Origin of the sequence: Pontixanthobacter aquaemixtae (assembly GCF_009827395.1) — a bacterium.
Lineage (GTDB): Bacteria > Pseudomonadota > Alphaproteobacteria > Sphingomonadales > Sphingomonadaceae > Pontixanthobacter > Pontixanthobacter aquaemixtae.
In genome coordinates this window covers 908,200-925,712 of sequence record NZ_WTYX01000001.1, presented here as the reverse complement: position 1 = coordinate 925,712, position 17,513 = coordinate 908,200, and the positions used below count along the sequence as shown (strand labels likewise).

At 58.3% G+C, this 17,513-nt stretch carries 20 protein-coding genes and 1 tRNA gene; 6 read left to right on the top strand and 15 right to left on the bottom strand.

What is annotated here, in order from left to right:
* Positions 1-64 precede the first annotated feature (64 nt).
* Entirely contained in the window at positions 65-1,477 is a 1,413-nt protein-coding gene (gene ahcY, locus GRI41_RS04465) for an adenosylhomocysteinase (protein ID WP_328600513.1), read from the bottom strand.
* 187 nt (positions 1,478-1,664) lie between these two features.
* Between ahcY and GRI41_RS04460 the strand changes: the two genes are divergently transcribed.
* Positions 1,665-2,144, top strand: a complete 480-nt coding sequence (locus tag GRI41_RS04460; RefSeq protein WP_160603551.1) for a peroxiredoxin — start codon at positions 1,665-1,667, stop codon at positions 2,142-2,144.
* A gap of 176 nt (positions 2,145-2,320) precedes the next feature.
* Here the strand turns inward: GRI41_RS04460 and folE are convergent, their stop codons facing one another.
* From folE to GRI41_RS04440, 4 genes are all read right to left on the bottom strand, one after another.
* On the bottom strand, positions 2,321-2,929 hold the full coding sequence (folE, locus tag GRI41_RS04455; RefSeq protein WP_160604632.1) for a GTP cyclohydrolase I FolE: 609 nt from the start codon (positions 2,927-2,929) through the stop codon (positions 2,321-2,323).
* Positions 2,930-3,034: 105 nt separating this feature from the next.
* Positions 3,035-3,526 (bottom strand): hemerythrin domain-containing protein, encoded by a 492-nt coding sequence (locus tag GRI41_RS04450; protein ID WP_160603550.1) that lies wholly within the window; start codon positions 3,524-3,526, stop codon positions 3,035-3,037.
* Positions 3,527-3,884: 358 nt separating this feature from the next.
* Positions 3,885-3,961, bottom strand: a tRNA-Arg gene (locus GRI41_RS04445).
* A gap of 55 nt (positions 3,962-4,016) precedes the next feature.
* Positions 4,017-4,421, bottom strand: a complete 405-nt coding sequence (locus tag GRI41_RS04440; protein WP_160604631.1) for a (deoxy)nucleoside triphosphate pyrophosphohydrolase — start codon at positions 4,419-4,421, stop codon at positions 4,017-4,019.
* A 101-nt stretch (positions 4,422-4,522) separates the two neighbouring features.
* On the opposite strand from GRI41_RS04440, the gene GRI41_RS04435 reads away from it, so the two are divergent.
* Together GRI41_RS04435 and GRI41_RS04430 are read left to right on the top strand one after the other, a co-directional pair.
* Complete coding sequence (locus GRI41_RS04435) at positions 4,523-4,708, top strand: Flp family type IVb pilin (protein WP_328600512.1); 186 nt, start codon at positions 4,523-4,525, stop codon at positions 4,706-4,708.
* 120 nt (positions 4,709-4,828) lie between these two features.
* Positions 4,829-5,005, top strand: coding sequence for a Flp family type IVb pilin (locus GRI41_RS04430; RefSeq protein WP_160603549.1), 177 nt, complete (start codon positions 4,829-4,831; stop codon positions 5,003-5,005).
* 325 nt (positions 5,006-5,330) lie between these two features.
* On the opposite strand, the gene GRI41_RS04425 is transcribed toward GRI41_RS04430, so the two are convergent.
* From GRI41_RS04425 to GRI41_RS04410, 4 genes are all read right to left on the bottom strand, one after another.
* Positions 5,331-6,800, bottom strand: a complete 1,470-nt coding sequence (locus GRI41_RS04425) for a M48 family metalloprotease (RefSeq protein ID WP_160603548.1) — start codon at positions 6,798-6,800, stop codon at positions 5,331-5,333.
* A gap of 130 nt (positions 6,801-6,930) precedes the next feature.
* Positions 6,931-7,878, bottom strand: a complete 948-nt coding sequence (locus GRI41_RS04420; protein ID WP_160603547.1) for an acetyl-CoA carboxylase carboxyltransferase subunit alpha — start codon at positions 7,876-7,878, stop codon at positions 6,931-6,933.
* A gap of 61 nt (positions 7,879-7,939) precedes the next feature.
* Positions 7,940-8,812 (bottom strand): tyrosine recombinase, encoded by an 873-nt coding sequence (locus tag GRI41_RS04415; RefSeq protein ID WP_160603546.1) that lies wholly within the window; start codon positions 8,810-8,812, stop codon positions 7,940-7,942.
* Between the two features lie 28 nt (positions 8,813-8,840).
* Entirely contained in the window at positions 8,841-10,694 is a 1,854-nt protein-coding gene (locus GRI41_RS04410) for a hypothetical protein (protein ID WP_202388652.1), read from the bottom strand.
* Between the two features lie 243 nt (positions 10,695-10,937).
* Between GRI41_RS04410 and GRI41_RS04405 the strand changes: the two genes are divergently transcribed.
* From GRI41_RS04405 to GRI41_RS04395, 3 genes are read left to right on the top strand one after another with little or no spacing between them, the layout of a single operon-like run.
* Positions 10,938-11,534, top strand: a complete 597-nt coding sequence (locus GRI41_RS04405; RefSeq protein ID WP_160603545.1) for a shikimate kinase — start codon at positions 10,938-10,940, stop codon at positions 11,532-11,534.
* Positions 11,525-12,634 (top strand): 3-dehydroquinate synthase, encoded by a 1,110-nt coding sequence (gene aroB, locus GRI41_RS04400; RefSeq protein ID WP_160603544.1) that lies wholly within the window; start codon positions 11,525-11,527, stop codon positions 12,632-12,634. Before GRI41_RS04405 ends, aroB begins: the two co-directional genes overlap by 10 nt.
* 32 nt (positions 12,635-12,666) lie before the next feature.
* Entirely contained in the window at positions 12,667-13,437 is a 771-nt protein-coding gene (locus tag GRI41_RS04395; RefSeq protein WP_160603543.1) for a cyclase family protein, read from the top strand.
* On the opposite strand, the gene GRI41_RS04390 is transcribed toward GRI41_RS04395, so the two are convergent.
* The 6 genes from GRI41_RS04390 to GRI41_RS04365 form a co-directional block, all read right to left on the bottom strand.
* Complete coding sequence (locus GRI41_RS04390; RefSeq protein ID WP_160603542.1) at positions 13,434-13,805, bottom strand: tRNA-binding protein; 372 nt, start codon at positions 13,803-13,805, stop codon at positions 13,434-13,436. The genes GRI41_RS04395 and GRI41_RS04390 overlap by 4 nt on opposite strands.
* A 21-nt stretch (positions 13,806-13,826) precedes the next feature.
* Positions 13,827-14,225 carry an MAPEG family protein gene (locus GRI41_RS04385; protein WP_160603541.1) on the bottom strand — a complete coding sequence of 133 codons (399 nt, stop codon included), beginning with the start codon at positions 14,223-14,225 and terminating at the stop codon, positions 13,827-13,829.
* 34 nt (positions 14,226-14,259) lie between these two features.
* Positions 14,260-14,547, bottom strand: a complete 288-nt coding sequence (locus GRI41_RS04380) for a hypothetical protein (RefSeq protein ID WP_160603540.1) — start codon at positions 14,545-14,547, stop codon at positions 14,260-14,262.
* A gap of 120 nt (positions 14,548-14,667) precedes the next feature.
* Complete coding sequence (locus tag GRI41_RS04375; RefSeq protein WP_160603539.1) at positions 14,668-16,689, bottom strand: acetyl-CoA carboxylase biotin carboxylase subunit; 2,022 nt, start codon at positions 16,687-16,689, stop codon at positions 14,668-14,670.
* Positions 16,690-17,118, bottom strand: a complete 429-nt coding sequence (locus tag GRI41_RS04370) for a hypothetical protein (RefSeq protein WP_160603538.1) — start codon at positions 17,116-17,118, stop codon at positions 16,690-16,692.
* Entirely contained in the window at positions 17,115-17,507 is a 393-nt protein-coding gene (locus tag GRI41_RS04365; RefSeq protein WP_160603537.1) for a lysozyme inhibitor LprI family protein, read from the bottom strand. Before GRI41_RS04365 ends, GRI41_RS04370 begins: the two co-directional genes overlap by 4 nt.
* Positions 17,508-17,513: the final 6 nt, after the last annotated feature.

Genomic DNA, 17,513 nt, shown 5'->3' with positions numbered 1-17,513 from the left:
CACTCCCGCAGAGCGAGAATGGCGTCTATTTCGTCAAAATAATCACCGCCAAGCGGCGGCGATTTTAGTAGCGATAATGCTCCGGCTTGAAGGGACCTTCAACCGGCACGCCGATGTAATCGGCCTGCTGCTGGCTGAGCTTGGTCAGTTGAACGCCGAGTTTCTCGAGGTGAAGTGCGGCAACTTTCTCGTCGAGATGCTTGGGAAGCACATAGACTTCGTTCTTGTACTCATCACCCTTGGTGTAGAGTTCGATCTGCGCCAGCACCTGATTGGTGAAGGAACAGCTCATCACAAAGCTCGGGTGGCCAGTCGCGCAGCCCAGATTGACGAGGCGGCCCTTGGCAAGGATCATGATCTGCTTGCCATCGGGGAAAGTCACAAGGTCAGTGCCCGGCTTCACTTCGGTCCAGTCATAATTGTCGAGCGCACCGATCTGGATTTCGCTGTCGAAGTGACCAATGTTGCACACGATGCTCATCGGCTTCATCGCCTTCATGTGCTCGGCAGTGATCACGTCTTCATTGCCGGTCGTGGTGACGAAGATATCGCAGCGCTTGACCGCTTCTTCCATTGTCACAACTTCATAGCCTTCCATCGCCGCTTGAAGCGCGCAGATCGGGTCGATTTCGGTGACCATCACACGCGCACCGCCATTGCGGAGGCTGTCGGCCGAACCTTTGCCCACATCGCCAAAACCGGCCACACAAGCGACTTTACCAGCCAGCATCACGTCGGTTGCACGACGGATCGCGTCGACCAGCGATTCCTTACAGCCATAGAGGTTGTCGAATTTCGACTTGGTCACGCTGTCGTTCACATTGATCGCAGGGAAAGGCAGTTTGCCTTGCTTTGCGAGGTGATAAAGACGGTGAACACCCGTGGTAGTTTCTTCCGAAACGCCGTGCAGATTCTGGACGGTCTTGGTGAGATAGCCAGGGTTGGCTTTGACGAAAGCTTTGACCGAACGCTGCATTTCGATTTCTTCGGGGTTGGTCGGCGCGGGCATTTCTTCGCCTGCTTCGATCCGTGCACCCCAGAGAGCGAACATCGTCGCATCGCCGCCATCGTCGAGAATGATATTGGCCGTTTGGTCCGGGTCCGCATCGGTTCCCCAAGAGAAGATGTGGCCGACATAGTCCCAATATTCGGCAAGGCTTTCACCCTTCACCGCGTAAACCGGAATACCTGCCTCAGCCATCGCCGCAGCAGCGTGATCCTGGGTCGAGAAGATGTTGCAAGTTGCCCAGCGGATGTCCGCGCCCAGAGCGGTCAGCGTTTCCATCAGAACCGCAGTTTGAATGGTCATATGCAGCGAGCCGGTGATTCGCGCGCCTTTAAGCGGTTTGCTGTCACCGAACTCTTCGCGCAGCGCCATCAGGCCTGGCATTTCGGTTTCGGCAATATCGATCTCTGTGCGGCCATAATTCGCCTGCGAGATGTCCTTGATGATGTAGTTTTGTGCTGCAACAGCCACGCAAATTCTCCTGAATGCCAAAAAAATTGCGCCCCGATTGGGAGCGCGAACAGTATGCCAACCGTTTAGCGATGCCACTGGCTCGATGCAAATATAAAGATATCTTTATATCATCTAAGCATTGCCGCGGCGAACAGGTTTCCTATATCCGTTGCCAAGCAACTATTTCACGAAAGGAAATTACCCCATGACAATCTCTGTTGGCGACAAGCTCCCCGATGTAAAACTGGCCAAGGCAACCGCTGATGGCCCGGAGGCCGTTCAGTCGAGCGAATATTTCGCTGGCAAGAAGATCGCCTTGTTTTCTGTGCCCGGTGCTTACACGCCAACCTGTTCGGCGCGTCACTTGCCCGGATATGTAGAAAAGGCCGCCGAACTCAAAGCCAAAGGCGTTGACGAAATCGCCTGCACAGCGGTCAATGACGCGTTTGTTCTGGGCGCATGGCAAGGTGCCAACAATGCCGAAGACGTAACGATGCTCGCCGACGGTAACGGCGATTTCGCACAAGCGGTTGGCCTGACAATGGACGGTTCGGGCTTCGGCCTTGGGCAACGCGGCCAGCGTTTCTCGATGATCGTCAATGACGGGGTTGTTGAGCAACTCAATGTCGAAGCGCCTGGTGATTTCTCGGTCAGTTCAGCGGAGCATATGCTCGGCCAGCTCTGATAATTCTTCCCGATTCGCAGCGTGACGCTGCGCAATTTGGGGGTTTAGTTGATATAGTACATCCGATGCGCCGCCTCTTTACGAAGGGGCGGCGTTTTTCGTGCGGGATTTACGTTTCAAAGAGCCGATGCGAAGTTAGCAACATCGGCGCGTGTAGGAAAATCCGCCCCGCCCCCTCAATACCCCATCAAGCTCAGCACTTCTTTGCGGCTGCGCTGGTCTTCCAGAAAAGTGCCCATCATCCGGCTGGTGACCATGCCCACACCGGGCGTGCGAACGCCGCGCGCGGTCATGCAGGAATGCTGCGCTTCGATCACCACCGCGACACCGCGCGGTTCGAGATTGTCCCAGATGCAATCGGCAACTTCGGCCGTTAGACGTTCCTGCACCTGCAGGCGGCGGGCAAAGCCGTGGAGCACGCGGGCAAGCTTGGAAATCCCGACAACGCGATTGGTCGGGAGATAGGCAATCGCCGCTTTGCCGATAATCGGCGCCATATGGTGCTCGCAATGCGAATGGAACGGGATGTCTTTGAGCAGCACGATCTCTTCATAACCGCCGACTTCTTCGAACACGCGGTTGAGATGGATCGCCGGATCCTCCGCATAGCCTTCGCAATATTCCTTCCACGCACGCGCAACGCGCTTGGGCGTGTCGAGCAGCCCTTCGCGGTCCGGATCCTCTCCGGCCCATTCGAGCAAAGTGCGGATAGCGTCCTGAACATGATCGGGCACCGGCAGCTTGCCGCGTGCTTCTTCCTCTTCAGGCGTGATCTGGCTGTTCATGGAACTTTCTCTCATGGTTTCGTGCAAAAAAAGAAGCGCACCGCCCTTTCGGGCAAGCACGCTTCCAATGCAAATCCAATTCTCTGCAGTTTGTTGCAGACCGGACTATTCCTTGGCGTCCGATTTCTTTTCCGGAGTGACCTCTGCTTCTTTCTTCTCGGCTGACTTACGCCGCTCGAACGCTTCGGCCATTTGCTTCTCGTCTTCCGAAGTCAGATGTTCGCTGAAATCGGGGAAATGGTCTTCTTCCTCTTCCTCGATATGGTGGAGATAATCGTGCTTCAGCTGCTTGAACTTCTGCAGCCATGCACCCGTCGACATATCTGTGGCGGCAAGATCGTTAAGCGCTTCGTCCAATTCCTGGTGCTCGGCAACCGAGTGACGAGTTTCGTCAGTCGTTTCGGGCTTGCGTAGCATTGTCGCATAGACCGCTTGCTCTTCAGCGGCCGCGTGGCTTTTCACATCCTTGGTGAACATCTCGAACAGCTCGCGCCGCTCTTCGCTGTCGCCGCTCGTATTTTCGATTTTATCGAGCAATTCGCGATGCTTGTTATGGTCTTGCTTCAGCGTCTTAAAGATTGTTTCGGCCTGCGCCATTGCGGGAAGTCTCCTGTGTGAAATTGTTTCACTTCACCAATGGCCGGGGCGAGGAGATGTTCCGAAATTTTTGCAATGCGGTATGCTGAGCGCAGCCGGCTCCGCGAAGAATTGGCCAATCGCTTCGCGATCACCCGTCTTCGCTTCGCTACGACTCCGATGTTCGCATCATTCCATGATCCACAAACATAAAAGCCCACCCCGTGCGGGATGGGCTTTTATGTTGGCGCACCCGGAAGGATTGGCCGCCGCTTCGCTCTGGCCCTCTACGCAGCTTTGCTGCTTCGAGTCCGAAATTCAAATCGATCCATGATCCACAAACATAAAAGCCCACCCCGTGCGGGATGGGCTTTTATGTTGGCGCACCCGGAAGGATTCGAACCTCCGGCCCCCTGATTCGTAGTCAGGTACTCTATCCAGCTGAGCTACGGGTGCGCTTGGAGGGCGCCACATAAGGGGGCCATGCGAGCTTGGCAATCCCCTATCGCGGTTAATCTGATCTGGAACGCGAAAACAGCTGGGCAGCCAACGCGATATCCAGCGGCGGCTTGTCCAATGCTTCGATCTCTTGCGGGGTAAACCATCCGACCCCCTCGCCCTCTAACGCGCGCGGTTCTCCGCGCCACTTTTCCAAAGTGTAAAGCAGGATGACAATCGCTTTGCGCCCTGTTTCAGCCTGCGACTGGGCGAAACCGGCAGGCATACAATCGGCCGCCTCGATGCTGATACCCAGCTCTTCCTCAACCTCACGAACCAAAGCAATTTCAGGGGTTTCCGCCGATTCAACCTTGCCGCCGGGAAACTCCCACAGCCCGCCATGATGCGCGGCCTGGGGCCGTTTGTGCATCAGCCAGCGTCCATCTGTACGCCGAAGGGCGGCGGCGACAACGAGCATCCATGTCGGATTATTTTCCACTTTGTCGCACCGTCTCAACCAATTGTTAAACTTTCAAAACCAAAAGCGCTTTCATCGGACTAACAAGGACGGAAGCAACGATGGAACTGATGCCATTCCTTAATCGGATCGCAAAAGACGAATCTGGCGCAACTGCCATTGAATACGGTCTGATCGCCTCCCTTGTCGTGATCGCCTCTATCGGCGCTTTCGACGCTGTAGCCAACGAGAATACCGGACTGTGGGCTACAGTTTCGCAAAAGGTAGGTCAGAATATGGGCGGTTGACCGTTTTTTAAGCGTGTTCGCTTAGGAAAATGTCAAGGTGTCTCGTTTATTCCGGAAAAGTCTCAGCTCGGTTTACCCGAGAAGAGATTGGGTACCGAAGACTGAACCAGGAGACTACAAATGAAATTCTTTAAAAATCTTCTTCGCGACGAACAGGGCGCAACTGCCATTGAATATGGTCTGATCGCTGCTCTGATCGCTGTTGCTGCTATCACTGCAATGCAGGGCCTCGGCAACGAACTGACAACCACTTTCTCGACTGTGTCGACTAAGATGGGTGAATCGAACACCGTCTAATAGACGAAAAGTTCGTACCAAAAAAGAAGGCGGTGGGTTCAGGCCCGCCGCCTTTTTTTGTGTTTTTTGTTTTCGTATTCCGCACGCCATCCGGCGCGCGATTTCCTCGCTTTCGCTCCCTGACGGTCGCTTCGCTGCGGGCGGGCCGCGTGGCCCTATGGCTGCCGCGACCAAGGTTCAGAACGAATGTCGTTGACGTAGTGCAGTCCGGTCCGCCGCAGGACGGACCGCAAGCGCGACCGCGCGCCCGCAGACGCTCCGCAGCGCAGCGGAGGGACTAGCGCCGAGGACGCTCACGCGGATGCGTGAGCGAAAAACAAATGTATCACCGCCCGCGAACGACCAGCTTAACCTTCTGCCCCGCTTGCAATTGGTCATTCGTTCCCAGTGCATTGAGCACGCGGAACCGTTCTACCTTGCCAGTATCGTATGCCATCCGGTTTGACAGCGACTGGATTGTGTCGCCGCGCCGGACCGTCACGACATCAATGACACGCGGCACAATGGCGTTGGCTTCGCTTTGCGAAATGCGGCGCATTGAACGGAACATCGGGTCGAAAGTGCTCGACCGGCCTGCCGGGCTGATCGTTGCGAAATGGAACGCCTGATTGTTCGAAAACTCGTATGCGTAGACGACAATATCGACCTGGCTGTTGCCATTATTGACCCGCGCCGAACCGAATGCGGTTGGCAAGCCGTTGGTGGTTGTGCGCTGGACAGACGTTGGCGCCAATTGCTGCTGCTCCCCGCCCAAAGCGGTAAACACAGACCGGACATAGCTATCCAGATTGCCGTTATACGGGCCCATGCTCATTTGCGCTTTGCCGCTTTGCCCGTTGATCGAAACGGCGCGCGTGCCATTGACCATGTAAAAGCCCTGCGGCGCGGTGAAGGACAGCCGCAGATCGGGATGGATAAAGCGGTTGCCTTCGATCACGCCCTGCTTCGGGTCATCGCCATACAACATCCCGTCAATCCGCGTCAGGAACGTGTCGCGATTGGTGGTCCCCGTTCCTGCGCCGGCTTTCTCCAGCGCGGTGCGAACGCGGCTTGCCGGATCGGGGTGCGTCGATGCCCATGCGGGAATCGAGGCATTGCCGCGGCCCTGCAATTGCGCGTCGAGAGAATTTTGTGCTGCAAGGCTGGCCAGCACGGTGCTCATGGCGCGCGGATCATATCCAGCCTTTGTCAGATATTCGATGCCAAGATCGTCTGCCTGAAGCTCCTGCTTGCGTGAAAAGCGCAAGGTGAGCAGTTGCGATCCCTGCAGGAAGCCGCGCGACAACGTGTTGCCGATCTGGCTGTCACCCAGCACCGCTCCGGAAATAACCGCACCGAGCACGCCCAGGATCTGGTTCTGCTGCGCGGCGGATTGACGGCGCTGCGAATGGCGCGCCGCGACATGGCCAACCTCGTGGCCCAGCACGCCCGCCAATTCGGCTTCGTTATTCATCAGCGCGACCAATTGCCGCGTGGAATAGATATACCCGCCGGGCACCGCGAAAGCGTTGTTCACCGAGCTGTTGAGCAAAGACACGGTGAATGAACTACGCGCATTGCCGAGGCCCGATTGCACGGCGATATTCTTGCCTACCGATTCGACATAGGCGGCCTGCGGACCCTGATAGGTCCCGCCAAATTCCTGCAGCAATTGCGGGTGGAATTCAGCCCCTTGCGCGGCTTCCTGCTGCGTAATCGGAGCCGACGCGCTGGGTATTTCGCCGCCCATACAGGCGGTCAAAGCCAGGCTGAGTGTTGCAGTTGAAGCCAAAGCAAACGTCTTCATGGTGGCCATGTATTCTCTCCGAAGTGGCAGTCGCGCCCGTTGCGGGCGGCAATTTCAATGTCTAACCGCGCGACAATAAGCGCAAAAGTGCCGTTTGCACAAATTTACCGGCGCCGGTCAGACCTGTAGTTTCAGTCTCTTAGCTAACGCCGATTTGCAGGAAACGTTCCTCGCGCATGCGGCGCACTTCGTCTGAAGAGAGTTTTGCCAATGCGTCGAGCTCTTGCCCGATCGCCTTGCCCAAATTCTGTGCTACAGCCGCGGGATCGCGATGCGCCCCGCCCACCGGCTCTTTCACGATCCGGTCAATAACGCCCAGCTTCTTGAGATGCTGCGCGGTGATCCGCATGGCCTCTGCCGCATCGGGCGCTTTTTCGGCGGTGCGCCACAGGATCGAGGCACAGCCTTCGGGCGAAATCACCGAATAAACCGCATGTTCGAGCATCAGCACGCGTTCCGCGCTGGCCAGCGCAACCGCGCCGCCCGACCCGCCCTCGCCCACAATCGTCGCCACCATCGGAGTCGGCAGCGCCAGACAGGCTTCTGTCGAACGGGCAATCGCCTCTGCCTGGCCGCGTTCTTCGGCCTCGATCCCCGGGAAGGCGCCCGATGTATCGACCAGCGTGACCACCGGCAGATTGAACCGGCCGGCAAGCTGCATCAGGCGAATCGCTTTGCGGTACCCTTCGGGTTTGCCCATGCCGAAATTGTGGCGGATGCGGCTTTCGGTATCGTTGCCTTTTTCGTGGCCGATCAGAACGACTTTCCGCCCGTCCAAGCGCGCGAAACCGCCCAGAATCGCCTCATCATCGCCAAAATTGCGATCACCGCCCAGCGGGATGAAATCATCAAAAATAAGATCGACGAAATCGGTGAAATGCGGGCGCGACGGGTGGCGCGCGACTTGCGCCTTTTGCCACGGGGTCAGGGACGCATAGGTGCTGGCTAGCAGGTCAGCGCTTTTGACCTCAAGCCGCTCCAGCTCTTTGGAAATATCGACATCGTCGCCGTCTGCGGCAGTGCGCAGTTCGGCGATGCGGGCTTCAAGCTTGGCGACCGGCTTCTCGAATTCGAGATAAGAAATCATAATTTTGCGCTAGTCCTAAGTTCAATCATGGGCAAGTTTTGTGTGTGCGGGGGTGGTCGGCTCAGCCGCGCGATTTGGCGAGCGGATGCCGTTCATTGACCAGCGCGACCAAGCGCGCACTGTCGACATGGGTATAAATCTGCGTGGTCGCAATGTCCGCATGGCCGAGCAAAGTCTGCAAAACCCGCAAGTCCGCCCCGCCCTCGAGCAAATGCGTGGCGAAGGCATGACGCAAAACATGCGGGCTGACTTTTTCGGGTGGAATATCCGCCCGCACCGCGATTTCCTTGAGCAATTGATACAGCCGGATGCGGGTTAGATGCTTGCCGCGCGAGGGGAACAGATATTTCGCCGCATCAGGGCGCACCGCGATCCAGCGTGACAAAGCCTGTTTGGCCCGCCCGCTGACAGGCACCATGCGCGCCGCGCCGCCCTTGCCCGTGACCGTCAAGAAAGGCGCATCGCGCGGCACCGCCGATAGCGGCAGAGAAACCAGCTCGGTCGCGCGCAGTCCCGATCCATAGAGAAGTTCCAGCAAAGTCAGCAGGCGAATGGCGGCGGGTTTATCAGTTTGCGCCTCCAGCTCTGCCCGGTCGAACAGAGCGGTAACCTGTTCATGCGAGAGGATTTTCGGCAAAGGCCGCCGCGTTTGCGGGCGCGGCAGAGCGGAACTCGGATCATCCTGCCGCAGCCCTTCGTCGATCAGAAAACCGTAAAACTGGCGCAAAGTCGACGACTTGCGCGCGAGCGATGACGGCGCCAGATCCGACCATGCCGGCCCCAGCTTGGCCAACTGATCCGAACCGGCAGAGGCAAGATCACCGATAATGCCCTCTGCCCCCTCAAGATCGCGGCGATAGGCGGCCAGCGTATTGGCCGCAGCCCCGCGTTCGGCGGCGAGCATGGCGAGAAAATCTTCGGTCGCGGCGGACATGGCTATCCTCCGGGCGTCAGCGGAAAAATCAACCGCGCGCGACCGCCTCAGCCGCGATCATGCGCGCTTCGGCGGTCATTCCCGTCCGGTTGAGCGCGGAAACAATGTGATAGAGATGGCGCGGTGTCATCTTGTCCCACCCGCTTCCCTGCATCCCCACACCGGCAAGATAGGCCACCAGCGCGGGATTGTTCACATCGGCCGCTTTCGCAATCAACCGGCTCCATTTGGTCCCGGTGCCGATATCCATGCCCAGCGATTCAACCGCTTCGTCGCGCGCGGCACCATCCAGTCGGCCCAGCCCGGCAAGGCCCGCAACCAGGAACTGCGATTTGCGCTGCCCTTCGCTCTCGTCATCGCCGATGAAATCTTCCAGCTGCGCTTCGGAGACCGGATTTTGCCGTTCCGGCTGCGCCAGCACCAGCAGCGCCCATGCCTCTCCGCCTTGCGGAGCATAGGGCGCCCATGTCAGCGCATCCGCATCGAGCCCGGCGGTCAGCATCGATGCAATCAGATCGGGTGCCTCATCCGCCATTTCCTCGCTCGGGGCGATCCGCGCCGCGGCATAGGCGGTTAGCACCATCCGGCCATAATCGCGCTGCTCACCGCCCCACAGATCGCGAATGGCGGCCATCCGGTCTGCTGATTCCACCGCGACATAGGCTTCGCGCAATCGCGAGGCGGTCAGCGCAGCGGCATCGCCCGCGCCGCCTTCTGCCATCACCTGGCTGTACAGATCGACCATCGCCGCTGACGAGAGTATTCCCTGACCGCCGGCCAGATCGGCCCCGCCAATCTTTTGGCTGAGCGGCAACATCGGCGCGACCGCCGCGACTTTCTGGTAATATGGCCCGGCGCGATCGCGCAGCGCCTCTGGTATCTCCGCCCCCAGAGCGGTCGCCAGAGCAAAGCGCCACGGGGTCAATTCATCGACGCCGTCCCATTCAAGATTGACCGCACCCTGCCCGCCTGCCGCGCGGGCATAACGCTGCGCCAGCAGGATATCGATCTGCGGCGCGATTTCCTTGCTGAGCGCGGAATTGAGATTGCCCCGCGCGCGCGCGGTCTGCCCCGTGAACGCGTAACAGATCGACTTCCACAAATCCCATTGCGGATCGTCCCGGTCACCGGTGCTCAGCGTAACCGCCGGGCATGCGCCAACGATGTCGGCCGTACCGATATAGGCATCCAGCGCTGCATCGAGCAGGGGATCATTCCAATTGCCGGTATCGACATCCTGCACGATGGCGCGCGCCGCACGGAATTCACCCATACGGTTGAGTGCCTGCGCCCGAAGCGCAGCAAATTCGACCGGGTTCATGCCCGAAGGTGCAGCCAGCCTGCTGGCCAGCGCGCGGCGCATCATGATGTGGCCCCACCGCGAAACCATTGGCCCGCGGATCCCGCCAAGCGAAGCGCGCACAATCGATGCAGGCTGGTTGGCAAGCGACGCCATCGGCAATCCGCCTTCTGCCCGCGAAAGCAGGCCGACTTGCGCAAGCGAACGCCGCGCCGCCGGTGGAATATCGGAAGTGGGTTTCAGGCCCAGCAATTCATCCAGTTCATCAAGGTCGAGATTTTCCAGATCGTCCAGCGAGGGAAGATTACCGACCGGCGCAGATGGTGCCGCCCCCACTGACGGGCCGCTGGGGATCGGCTGTACAGTCGGCGATCCGCCGCCGCTTGGCGATGCGGGTGCCGGATTGGCGGGCGCGCGGGTCGGCCTTGCTGTCGGGGCCGGTGCCGGGGTCGGAGCAGGTGCCGGATCGTCAAATCCCGGCGGGAGCAGAGATTCGGGCGCATCCTGCGCCAGCACCAATGTCGAGCACAATGCCAGAGCTGCACCGCCGACAAGCAGCCGGTATTTCTTCGCAGAAATCATCGCACACCTTCCGGAATGGCAACAGGTTCAACCATTGGCCGCAGAGACTCTTCGCCCCCGTGAAACCACGCGATTCCCAGTACCGCAAAAACACTCGCAACCACTATCAGACCTATTCGCTTCCCGCGCCCCGCCCGTTTATCTGAGCCATCTTCTGGCCGTCTCTCGGACATAAGCAAACTTTACGCGCCTCTACAGAACCAATGTTGCACCTCGCCTAGCCCATCTATAGGCGGGGCGGCAATGGATGATGCAGCCCAAACCCCAAAAGATAGTGCGCATGGTAATCGCCTGGACGAAGCGGCTATCGCTGCGATTGCAGAGCGGATCGATCGGCCGGTGGTGCTGGTCGGATTGATGGGTACGGGCAAGTCCACCGTCGGCCGCAGGCTGGCGGTAATGCTGGGCAAGGAATTTGCCGATGCGGATGAAGAGATCGAGGACGCTGCGCAGCTCAGCATTGGCGAGATTTTCGAACAATATGGCGAGGCATATTTCCGCGATGGCGAGCGACGCGTGATCGCGCGGATGATGGAAGAACAGACCGGCGTGATTGCCACCGGCGGCGGCGCTTTCGTCAATGACCAAACGCGCAAATTGATCCTCGACACGGCCATCGCGGTGTGGATCGATTGCGAAATCGATATATTGGTAGAGCGGACCGGCCGGCGCGACACGCGGCCATTGCTGCGCGATGGCGACCCGCACGAAATCCTCTCGCGCCTTCACGAAGAGCGCAAACCGTTTTATTCGCAAGCGCCGATCAGGGTGGGCAGCGAAAATGGTCCGCATCACGAAACCGCAATGGCAATTATAGAGGCGATAGATCGATGGCTGTAATTCCGGTTGAATTGGGCGGGCGATCGTATGCCGTGCATGTTTGCGCCGGATTGCTCGACAATGCCGGTGAGCTGGCAAAAGGTTTCATGCGCAAATCGGTAGTTCCGATTGTCGCAGACCGCAACGCGCATGCACATCATGGCAGTCGGCTAGAAACATCGCTGGCTGCAGCGGGGCATACCGCAGCGTGGTATTTTGTCGAGCCGGGCGAAGCGTCGAAAAGCTGGGGTGAATTGCAGAAACTCACCGACTGGCTTTTGCAGCAAGGCGTTGAGCGTGGCGACAATGTGTTTGCGCTTGGCGGCGGGGTGGTCGGCGATCTGACCGGCTTTGCCTGCGCGGTGACAAAGCGCGGCTGCGGATTTGTGCAATTGCCCACCACTCTGCTGTCACAGGTCGATTCATCGGTTGGCGGAAAAACCGCGATCAACACATCGGCGGGCAAAAACCTGATCGGGGCTTTCCATCAACCCTCGCTGGTTCTGGCCGATACCCAAACGCTTACCACTCTGCCCGAACGCGAGATGCTGGCCGGATATGCCGAGGTGATCAAATACGGCATACTTGGCGATGCGGCGTTTTTCGATTGGTGCGAAAGCAATGGCAAGCGCGTTATCGAGCACGACCATGCCGTTGTTGAAGAGGCCGTTTCGCGCAGCGTGGCCGCCAAAGCGCGCATCGTTGCGGAGGATGAGCGCGAGACCAGCGGAACGCGCGCTTTGCTGAATCTCGGCCATACTTTCGGGCATGCGTTGGAGGCGGAAACCGGTTACTCGGACACGCTGCTGCACGGTGAAGGCGTGGCGCTCGGGATGGTGCTCGCGGCGCGCTATTCGGTGCGCAAGGGATTGCTCGAAAGCGATGATGCGGACCGTGTTGCCAAGGCAATTTCCTCGGCCGGCCTGCGCACCGGGATCGCATCGCTCGACATGGGCTGCGATGGCGCAAAACTCGTCGACCATATGCGGCATGACAAGAAGATGGATGCAGGCACGCTGCCGTTTATTTTGCTGCGCAGCATAGGTGCAGCATTTTTGGACCATGACGTGTCGCTGGATGATGTTGCCGCATTTCTTGATGGGCAATTGAAAGGCGATTGACCTCTGCCCTTGTGCGGCCGATGCTGCGCAGCATGACCCGCTATATAGACCTGTCGATTCCGATCACCAATGATGTGATTTCAGACCCCGAAGTCATGCGTCCGAAAATCGAATATGTGACGCATGAGAGCAGCTGGGAACAGATCGCGATGTTCTTTCCCGGGCTGGAGAAAGACGATTTGCCCGATGGCGAAGGGTGGGCGGTCGAAATGCTCGAACTCTCGACGCATAATGGCACGCATATGGATGCGCCGTGGCATTACCATTCGACGACGGATAGCGGCGCAAGAAAGGCGCCGAGCATCGATGAAGCACCGCTCGACCGGTTTCTGCGCCCGGGCGTCCGGCTCAACTTTTCACATTTGCCGCACGGCCATGTTGTTACCGCCGCCGAAGTCGAAGCCGAACTTGCGCGGATCGGCTATGAATTGCAGCCGCTCGATATTGTGCTCGTCCAATCGGGCGCGGTGTACGGGGCCGAGAATTTCACCGACCAAGGCGTTGGCCTAGGCGAAGAAGCGACGCTTTACCTGACCGAACGCGGCATTGAAGTCGTCGGCACCGATGCGTGGAGCTGGGACGCGCCGTTCAGCCACACCGCGCGGCGATGGGCCGAAAAACGCGATCCCAAGATCATCTGGGAAGGCCATAAGGCAGGCCGGATCAATCCCTATTACCAGATCGAAAAACTCACCAATCTGGACGCGCTGCCCGATCACGGCTTCACCGTCAGCTGCTTCCCAGTAAAAATCGAAAATGCCAGCGCCGGATGGATCAGAGCCGTGGCGATGGTGGACAGTTAAAACAGCCGCGAACCGTTGGGGACTTTCACATCGGGCGCGAACAGCACCACTTCGCCCTGCCCGTCGGCAAAGCCCAAAGTCAGCACTTCGGACATGGCCGGGCCGATCTGGCGCGGCGGGAAATTGACGACCGCCGCGACTTGCCGGCCGGGCAGCTCGTCAATCGGATAGTTCGTGACAATCTGCGCGCAGCTTTTCTTCACCCCGATCGTTTCGCCGAAATCAATCTGCAGCTTGAAAGCGGGATTGCGCGCTTCGGGAAACTCTTCGGCATGGATGATTGTGCCGATACGGATATCGACTTTTAAAAATTCATCGAAAGTGATTTCGGCTTCGGCCGGCGCGTCTGCGCTGTGATTGACATGCATCCTAAGCGCTTTCTGTGCCCGTCACGCGAACACGCCGAGAAGGATCATCACCGCCAGTGCCAGCAGCGTCAGCCATGTGACAATCACGCCGATCTGGCGCGCGAGCGGTGGTTTGCCGGGTTCGATCTTGCCATGAAGCCCGATAATATGCGCCACCCGTCCTGCAACGAATGCCCCGCCGATCACCATCAGCGCAGTCGAGCTGGCTTCACCATTCTCGAGTAGGCCCAACATAATCAGCACTATGGGCGCATGTTCGGCCAGATTGGCATGCGATCGGCTCGCCGAAATCAGCGCCTGATCGCTTGCATCGCCGAACGCTACGCCAAGCCTGAAACGCTGGCGTACGGTCATGATTGCCGTGATAAGAAGCAGCAGGCCGCAGATGGCCGCAACGGTTGCCGTTATTGGTAATGGCACGATTCCCTCCCGAATGATCAGGGAACCGGTCTAGCTAACTTGCCTCGCTTCGATCAACTCCCGGCAAGGCGGTGACATTATCGGCATCACCAGAAAGTTTCGCCTCATGCGCGGTGCGTTCGGCCACCATTTCGTCATGCTCGGCAAAGATCCGTTCGATCTCCGCGCGCTTTTCAAGCAGCATCAACGCGATGCCGGGGGCCAGACTGTCGCCCTCGCCGATCTTGCCCAGCATTGACGAGAGATCGCTAGCGGTCGCCTCGTCAGGGGTCTTGAAATACTGACCCTTGGCATTGAAGAATCCAAGCCCTTGATGTGCCATATGCACCTCCTAGGCGCATAGAATTGGCCTCTTTTCACCGGAACGCCAGCGCAAAGACTGCAATGTTAACTGCTTTTTTGTAAACAATGTAACTTGATGTCACATGGAAGTAATTTTCGGTTACTCAAGTTCTAGTATAATGGCGTCCACCGCAAGACTTTCACCCTGATCGGCGTTGATCTTGGCTATTGTACCGGCCTTCTCTGCGCGCAGGATATTCTCCATCTTCATCGCTTCGACCGTCGCCAGCGGCTGTCCGGGCTGGACTTCCTCGCCCTCCTCGACATGCAGTTTGACCAGCAGGCCCGGCATCGGGCAGATCAGGAACTTGCTGAGATCGGGCGGGACTTTCTCGATCATATGCTCGGCCAGATGCGCGACATGCGCGGGCAATATCCGCAGCGAATGCGTCGCCCCGCGGGTGGTGATGGCATAGCCGGTGCGCGTCTTGGATATCTGCATTGTCAGGTCATCATCGCCAACTTCCACATCAATCATCCGGTCGCCGGGCGTATATTCCATATCGAGCGGCAGGATCGCGCCATCTACAGTGATCGCTTCTTCTTCGAGCGATACGGCATAGTCCCGCTCGCCGATCCGGATGCTCCAATCGCCCGTGGGGTAGATTGAACCGTTCAGCTGTTGATCGATGCGCCGCGCGCGGTCTGCATCGATTGTCGCCAGCACCCCGCCAACCGCCGCCAGATTGCGCAGCAGATGGTCAGAGGTTGCCGCGCCTTCGAACCCTTCGGGATATTCCTCTGCGATAAATCCGGTGGTCAATTCACCGCTGCGGAAGCGTTCATGCTGCATGATCGCGCTGAGGAAATCGACATTGTGGCCCAGCCCTTCGATCCGGAACGCGTCGAGCGCCTGGATTTGCAGATCGGCGGCTTCGTCGCGCGTTTCGCCCCAGGTGATCAGCTTGGCGATCATCGGGTCGTAAAACATCGACACTTCGCCGCCTTCATAAACACCATCATCGACCCGGATACCCTCGACACCGCGCCGCCCGTTTTCCGCGCCGTCATCGGCCCATGGTTCGACTGGCGGCTGGTAATGCACGAGGCGGCCGGTGGATGGCAGGAAACCGCGATAAGGGTCTTCGGCGTAGACGCGGTTCTCGATCGCCCAGCCATCGATTTTCACGTCTTCCTGCTTGATTGTCAGCTCTTCACCCGCAGCAACGCGGATCATCTGTTCGACCAGATCGACGCCGGTGATCGCTTCGGTGACCGGATGTTCCACCTGCAAACGTGTGTTCATTTCGAGGAAGTAGAAACTCTCTCCGCTCGGATCGGCACCGCTGACGATCAGCTCCACCGTACCTGCGCTGTGATAATCGACCGCCTTTGACAGCGCGACGCATTGCTTGCCCATGCTTTCACGCATTTTCGGCGTGACGAAAGGCGAAGGCGCTTCCTCGACAACTTTCTGGTGGCGCCGCTGGATGCTGCATTCGCGTTCGTTGAGGTAAATGACATTGCCGTGCTTATCGCCCAGAATCTGGATTTCGATATGGCGCGGGTTCTCGATAAATTTCTCGATGAATACGCGGTCATCGCCGAAGCTGTTCAGCCCTTCGCGCTTGGTCGCTTCGAAGCCTTCGCGCACGTCTTTCTCAGACCACGCAAGCCGCATGCCCTTGCCGCCGCCGCCCGCGCTGGCCTTCATCATCACCGGATAACCGATATCGTCCGAAATCTGCACCGCGTGATCGGTATCTTTGATTTCGCCGACGAAGCCCGGGACGACATTGACGCCCGCTTCTTTCGCAAGCTTCTTGGATTCAATCTTGTCACCCATCGCCGAAATCGCGCCCGTTGGCGGGCCGATAAAGGCGATGTCATTCTTTTCCAGCTCTTCGACAAAGCTCGCCCGCTCTGACAGGAAGCCATAGCCGGGATGCACAGCCTGCGCGCCGGTTTGCTTGCACGCGGCGATGATCTTGTCCGCGATCAGATAGCTTTCCGCTGCAGGAGCAGGCCCGATATGGACCGCTTCATCCGCCATCTTCACAAAGGGTGCACGCGCATCTGCGTCAGAGTAAACCGCGACTGTCGCAATCCCCATCCGGCGCGCAGTCTTGATAACACGGCAAGCGATCTCGCCGCGATTGGCAATCAGAATTTTCTTGAACATTTATTGGCTGCTCTTGGATTGTGAATTGCGGGAATACTCGCCTTCCCACAGCAGGATTTCATACCTGCCGTCAATCTTTTGGCGAGAAATCCAGAAGATTCCGCGCCCGTTGGCAAGTGGTTTGCGATAGGCACCGCAATCGAGCGAAACGCGATGGAAGTTCTGCCACGTTTCCCATCCGGTCCCACGGAGAGTTGTGATGCGGGAAAAAATCGTGCCTTCCCACAGCTCGCCATTCTCGTCAGCGCTGCCTTGCAACTCGCCAATTTCGATTGTGCCGGTCACTTTGCGAACGTCTTCACGCTGCTTTATTTCTTCCGGAGAGAAGCCCTCTTTCCAGCTGAAGGAACAGGCGAAAGCGCCGGTCGAATTGCCCAGCAAAATGGCAGCGGCCAATGCGGCGGCCAAAGGCGCGCGGCGCCCGATCAAATCTCAACCAGAGCCGCAAGTTGTGCCGTGCGCCCCTCGGTCAACTCCGTTTTGCAAGTGGCTACCAGAAGCGGTTCGAGCGATCCGCCGCGCGCATAATATCCTTCGGAACGGCAATGCGTATCGCGATATGTAAGCCAGGCGCGCTGCGCAGCCAGAAGCGTATCGAAATAGCCGGGCCGATCGTCGCTTGTGCTTTCAAAATTCTCGTCGCGCAACTTCATCACCGCAGCAGTCTTTTTCCATTGCGCATTGAGCGCCGCATCGGCTTCCAGATATTCCTGATTGGCGCACCAGTTCATTTCCTGTTGCACTTGCGGATCATCGCAATTCCATTCGGGCACCGGCGGTATCGCGGCGGCGATCATTGCAATGGCTGTTACTATCATGGTCTG

Excerpts from the sequence above, each read along its gene's own strand:
- GRI41_RS04460 (WP_160603551.1), top strand. The coding sequence starts at position 1,665 with ATGACAATCTCTGTTGGCGACAAGCTCCCCGATGTAAAACTGGCCAAG.
- folE (WP_160604632.1), bottom strand. The coding sequence starts at position 2,929 with ATGAACAGCCAGATCACGCCTGAAGAGGAAGAAGCACGCGGCAAGCTG.
- GRI41_RS04450 (WP_160603550.1), bottom strand. The coding sequence starts at position 3,526 with ATGGCGCAGGCCGAAACAATCTTTAAGACGCTGAAGCAAGACCATAAC.
- GRI41_RS04440 (WP_160604631.1), bottom strand. The coding sequence starts at position 4,421 with ATGCTCGTTGTCGCCGCCGCCCTTCGGCGTACAGATGGACGCTGGCTG.
- GRI41_RS04435 (WP_328600512.1), top strand. The coding sequence starts at position 4,523 with ATGGAACTGATGCCATTCCTTAATCGGATCGCAAAAGACGAATCTGGC.
- GRI41_RS04430 (WP_160603549.1), top strand. The coding sequence starts at position 4,829 with ATGAAATTCTTTAAAAATCTTCTTCGCGACGAACAGGGCGCAACTGCC.
- GRI41_RS04425 (WP_160603548.1), bottom strand. The coding sequence starts at position 6,800 with ATGGCCACCATGAAGACGTTTGCTTTGGCTTCAACTGCAACACTCAGC.
- GRI41_RS04420 (WP_160603547.1), bottom strand. The coding sequence starts at position 7,878 with ATGATTTCTTATCTCGAATTCGAGAAGCCGGTCGCCAAGCTTGAAGCC.
- GRI41_RS04415 (WP_160603546.1), bottom strand. The coding sequence starts at position 8,812 with ATGTCCGCCGCGACCGAAGATTTTCTCGCCATGCTCGCCGCCGAACGC.
- GRI41_RS04410 (WP_202388652.1), bottom strand. The coding sequence starts at position 10,694 with ATGATTTCTGCGAAGAAATACCGGCTGCTTGTCGGCGGTGCAGCTCTG.
- GRI41_RS04405 (WP_160603545.1), top strand. The coding sequence starts at position 10,938 with ATGGATGATGCAGCCCAAACCCCAAAAGATAGTGCGCATGGTAATCGC.
- aroB (WP_160603544.1), top strand. The coding sequence starts at position 11,525 with ATGGCTGTAATTCCGGTTGAATTGGGCGGGCGATCGTATGCCGTGCAT.
- GRI41_RS04395 (WP_160603543.1), top strand. The coding sequence starts at position 12,667 with ATGACCCGCTATATAGACCTGTCGATTCCGATCACCAATGATGTGATT.
- GRI41_RS04390 (WP_160603542.1), bottom strand. The coding sequence starts at position 13,805 with ATGCATGTCAATCACAGCGCAGACGCGCCGGCCGAAGCCGAAATCACT.
- GRI41_RS04380 (WP_160603540.1), bottom strand. The coding sequence starts at position 14,547 with ATGGCACATCAAGGGCTTGGATTCTTCAATGCCAAGGGTCAGTATTTC.
- GRI41_RS04375 (WP_160603539.1), bottom strand. The coding sequence starts at position 16,689 with ATGTTCAAGAAAATTCTGATTGCCAATCGCGGCGAGATCGCTTGCCGT.
- GRI41_RS04365 (WP_160603537.1), bottom strand. The coding sequence starts at position 17,507 with ATGATAGTAACAGCCATTGCAATGATCGCCGCCGCGATACCGCCGGTG.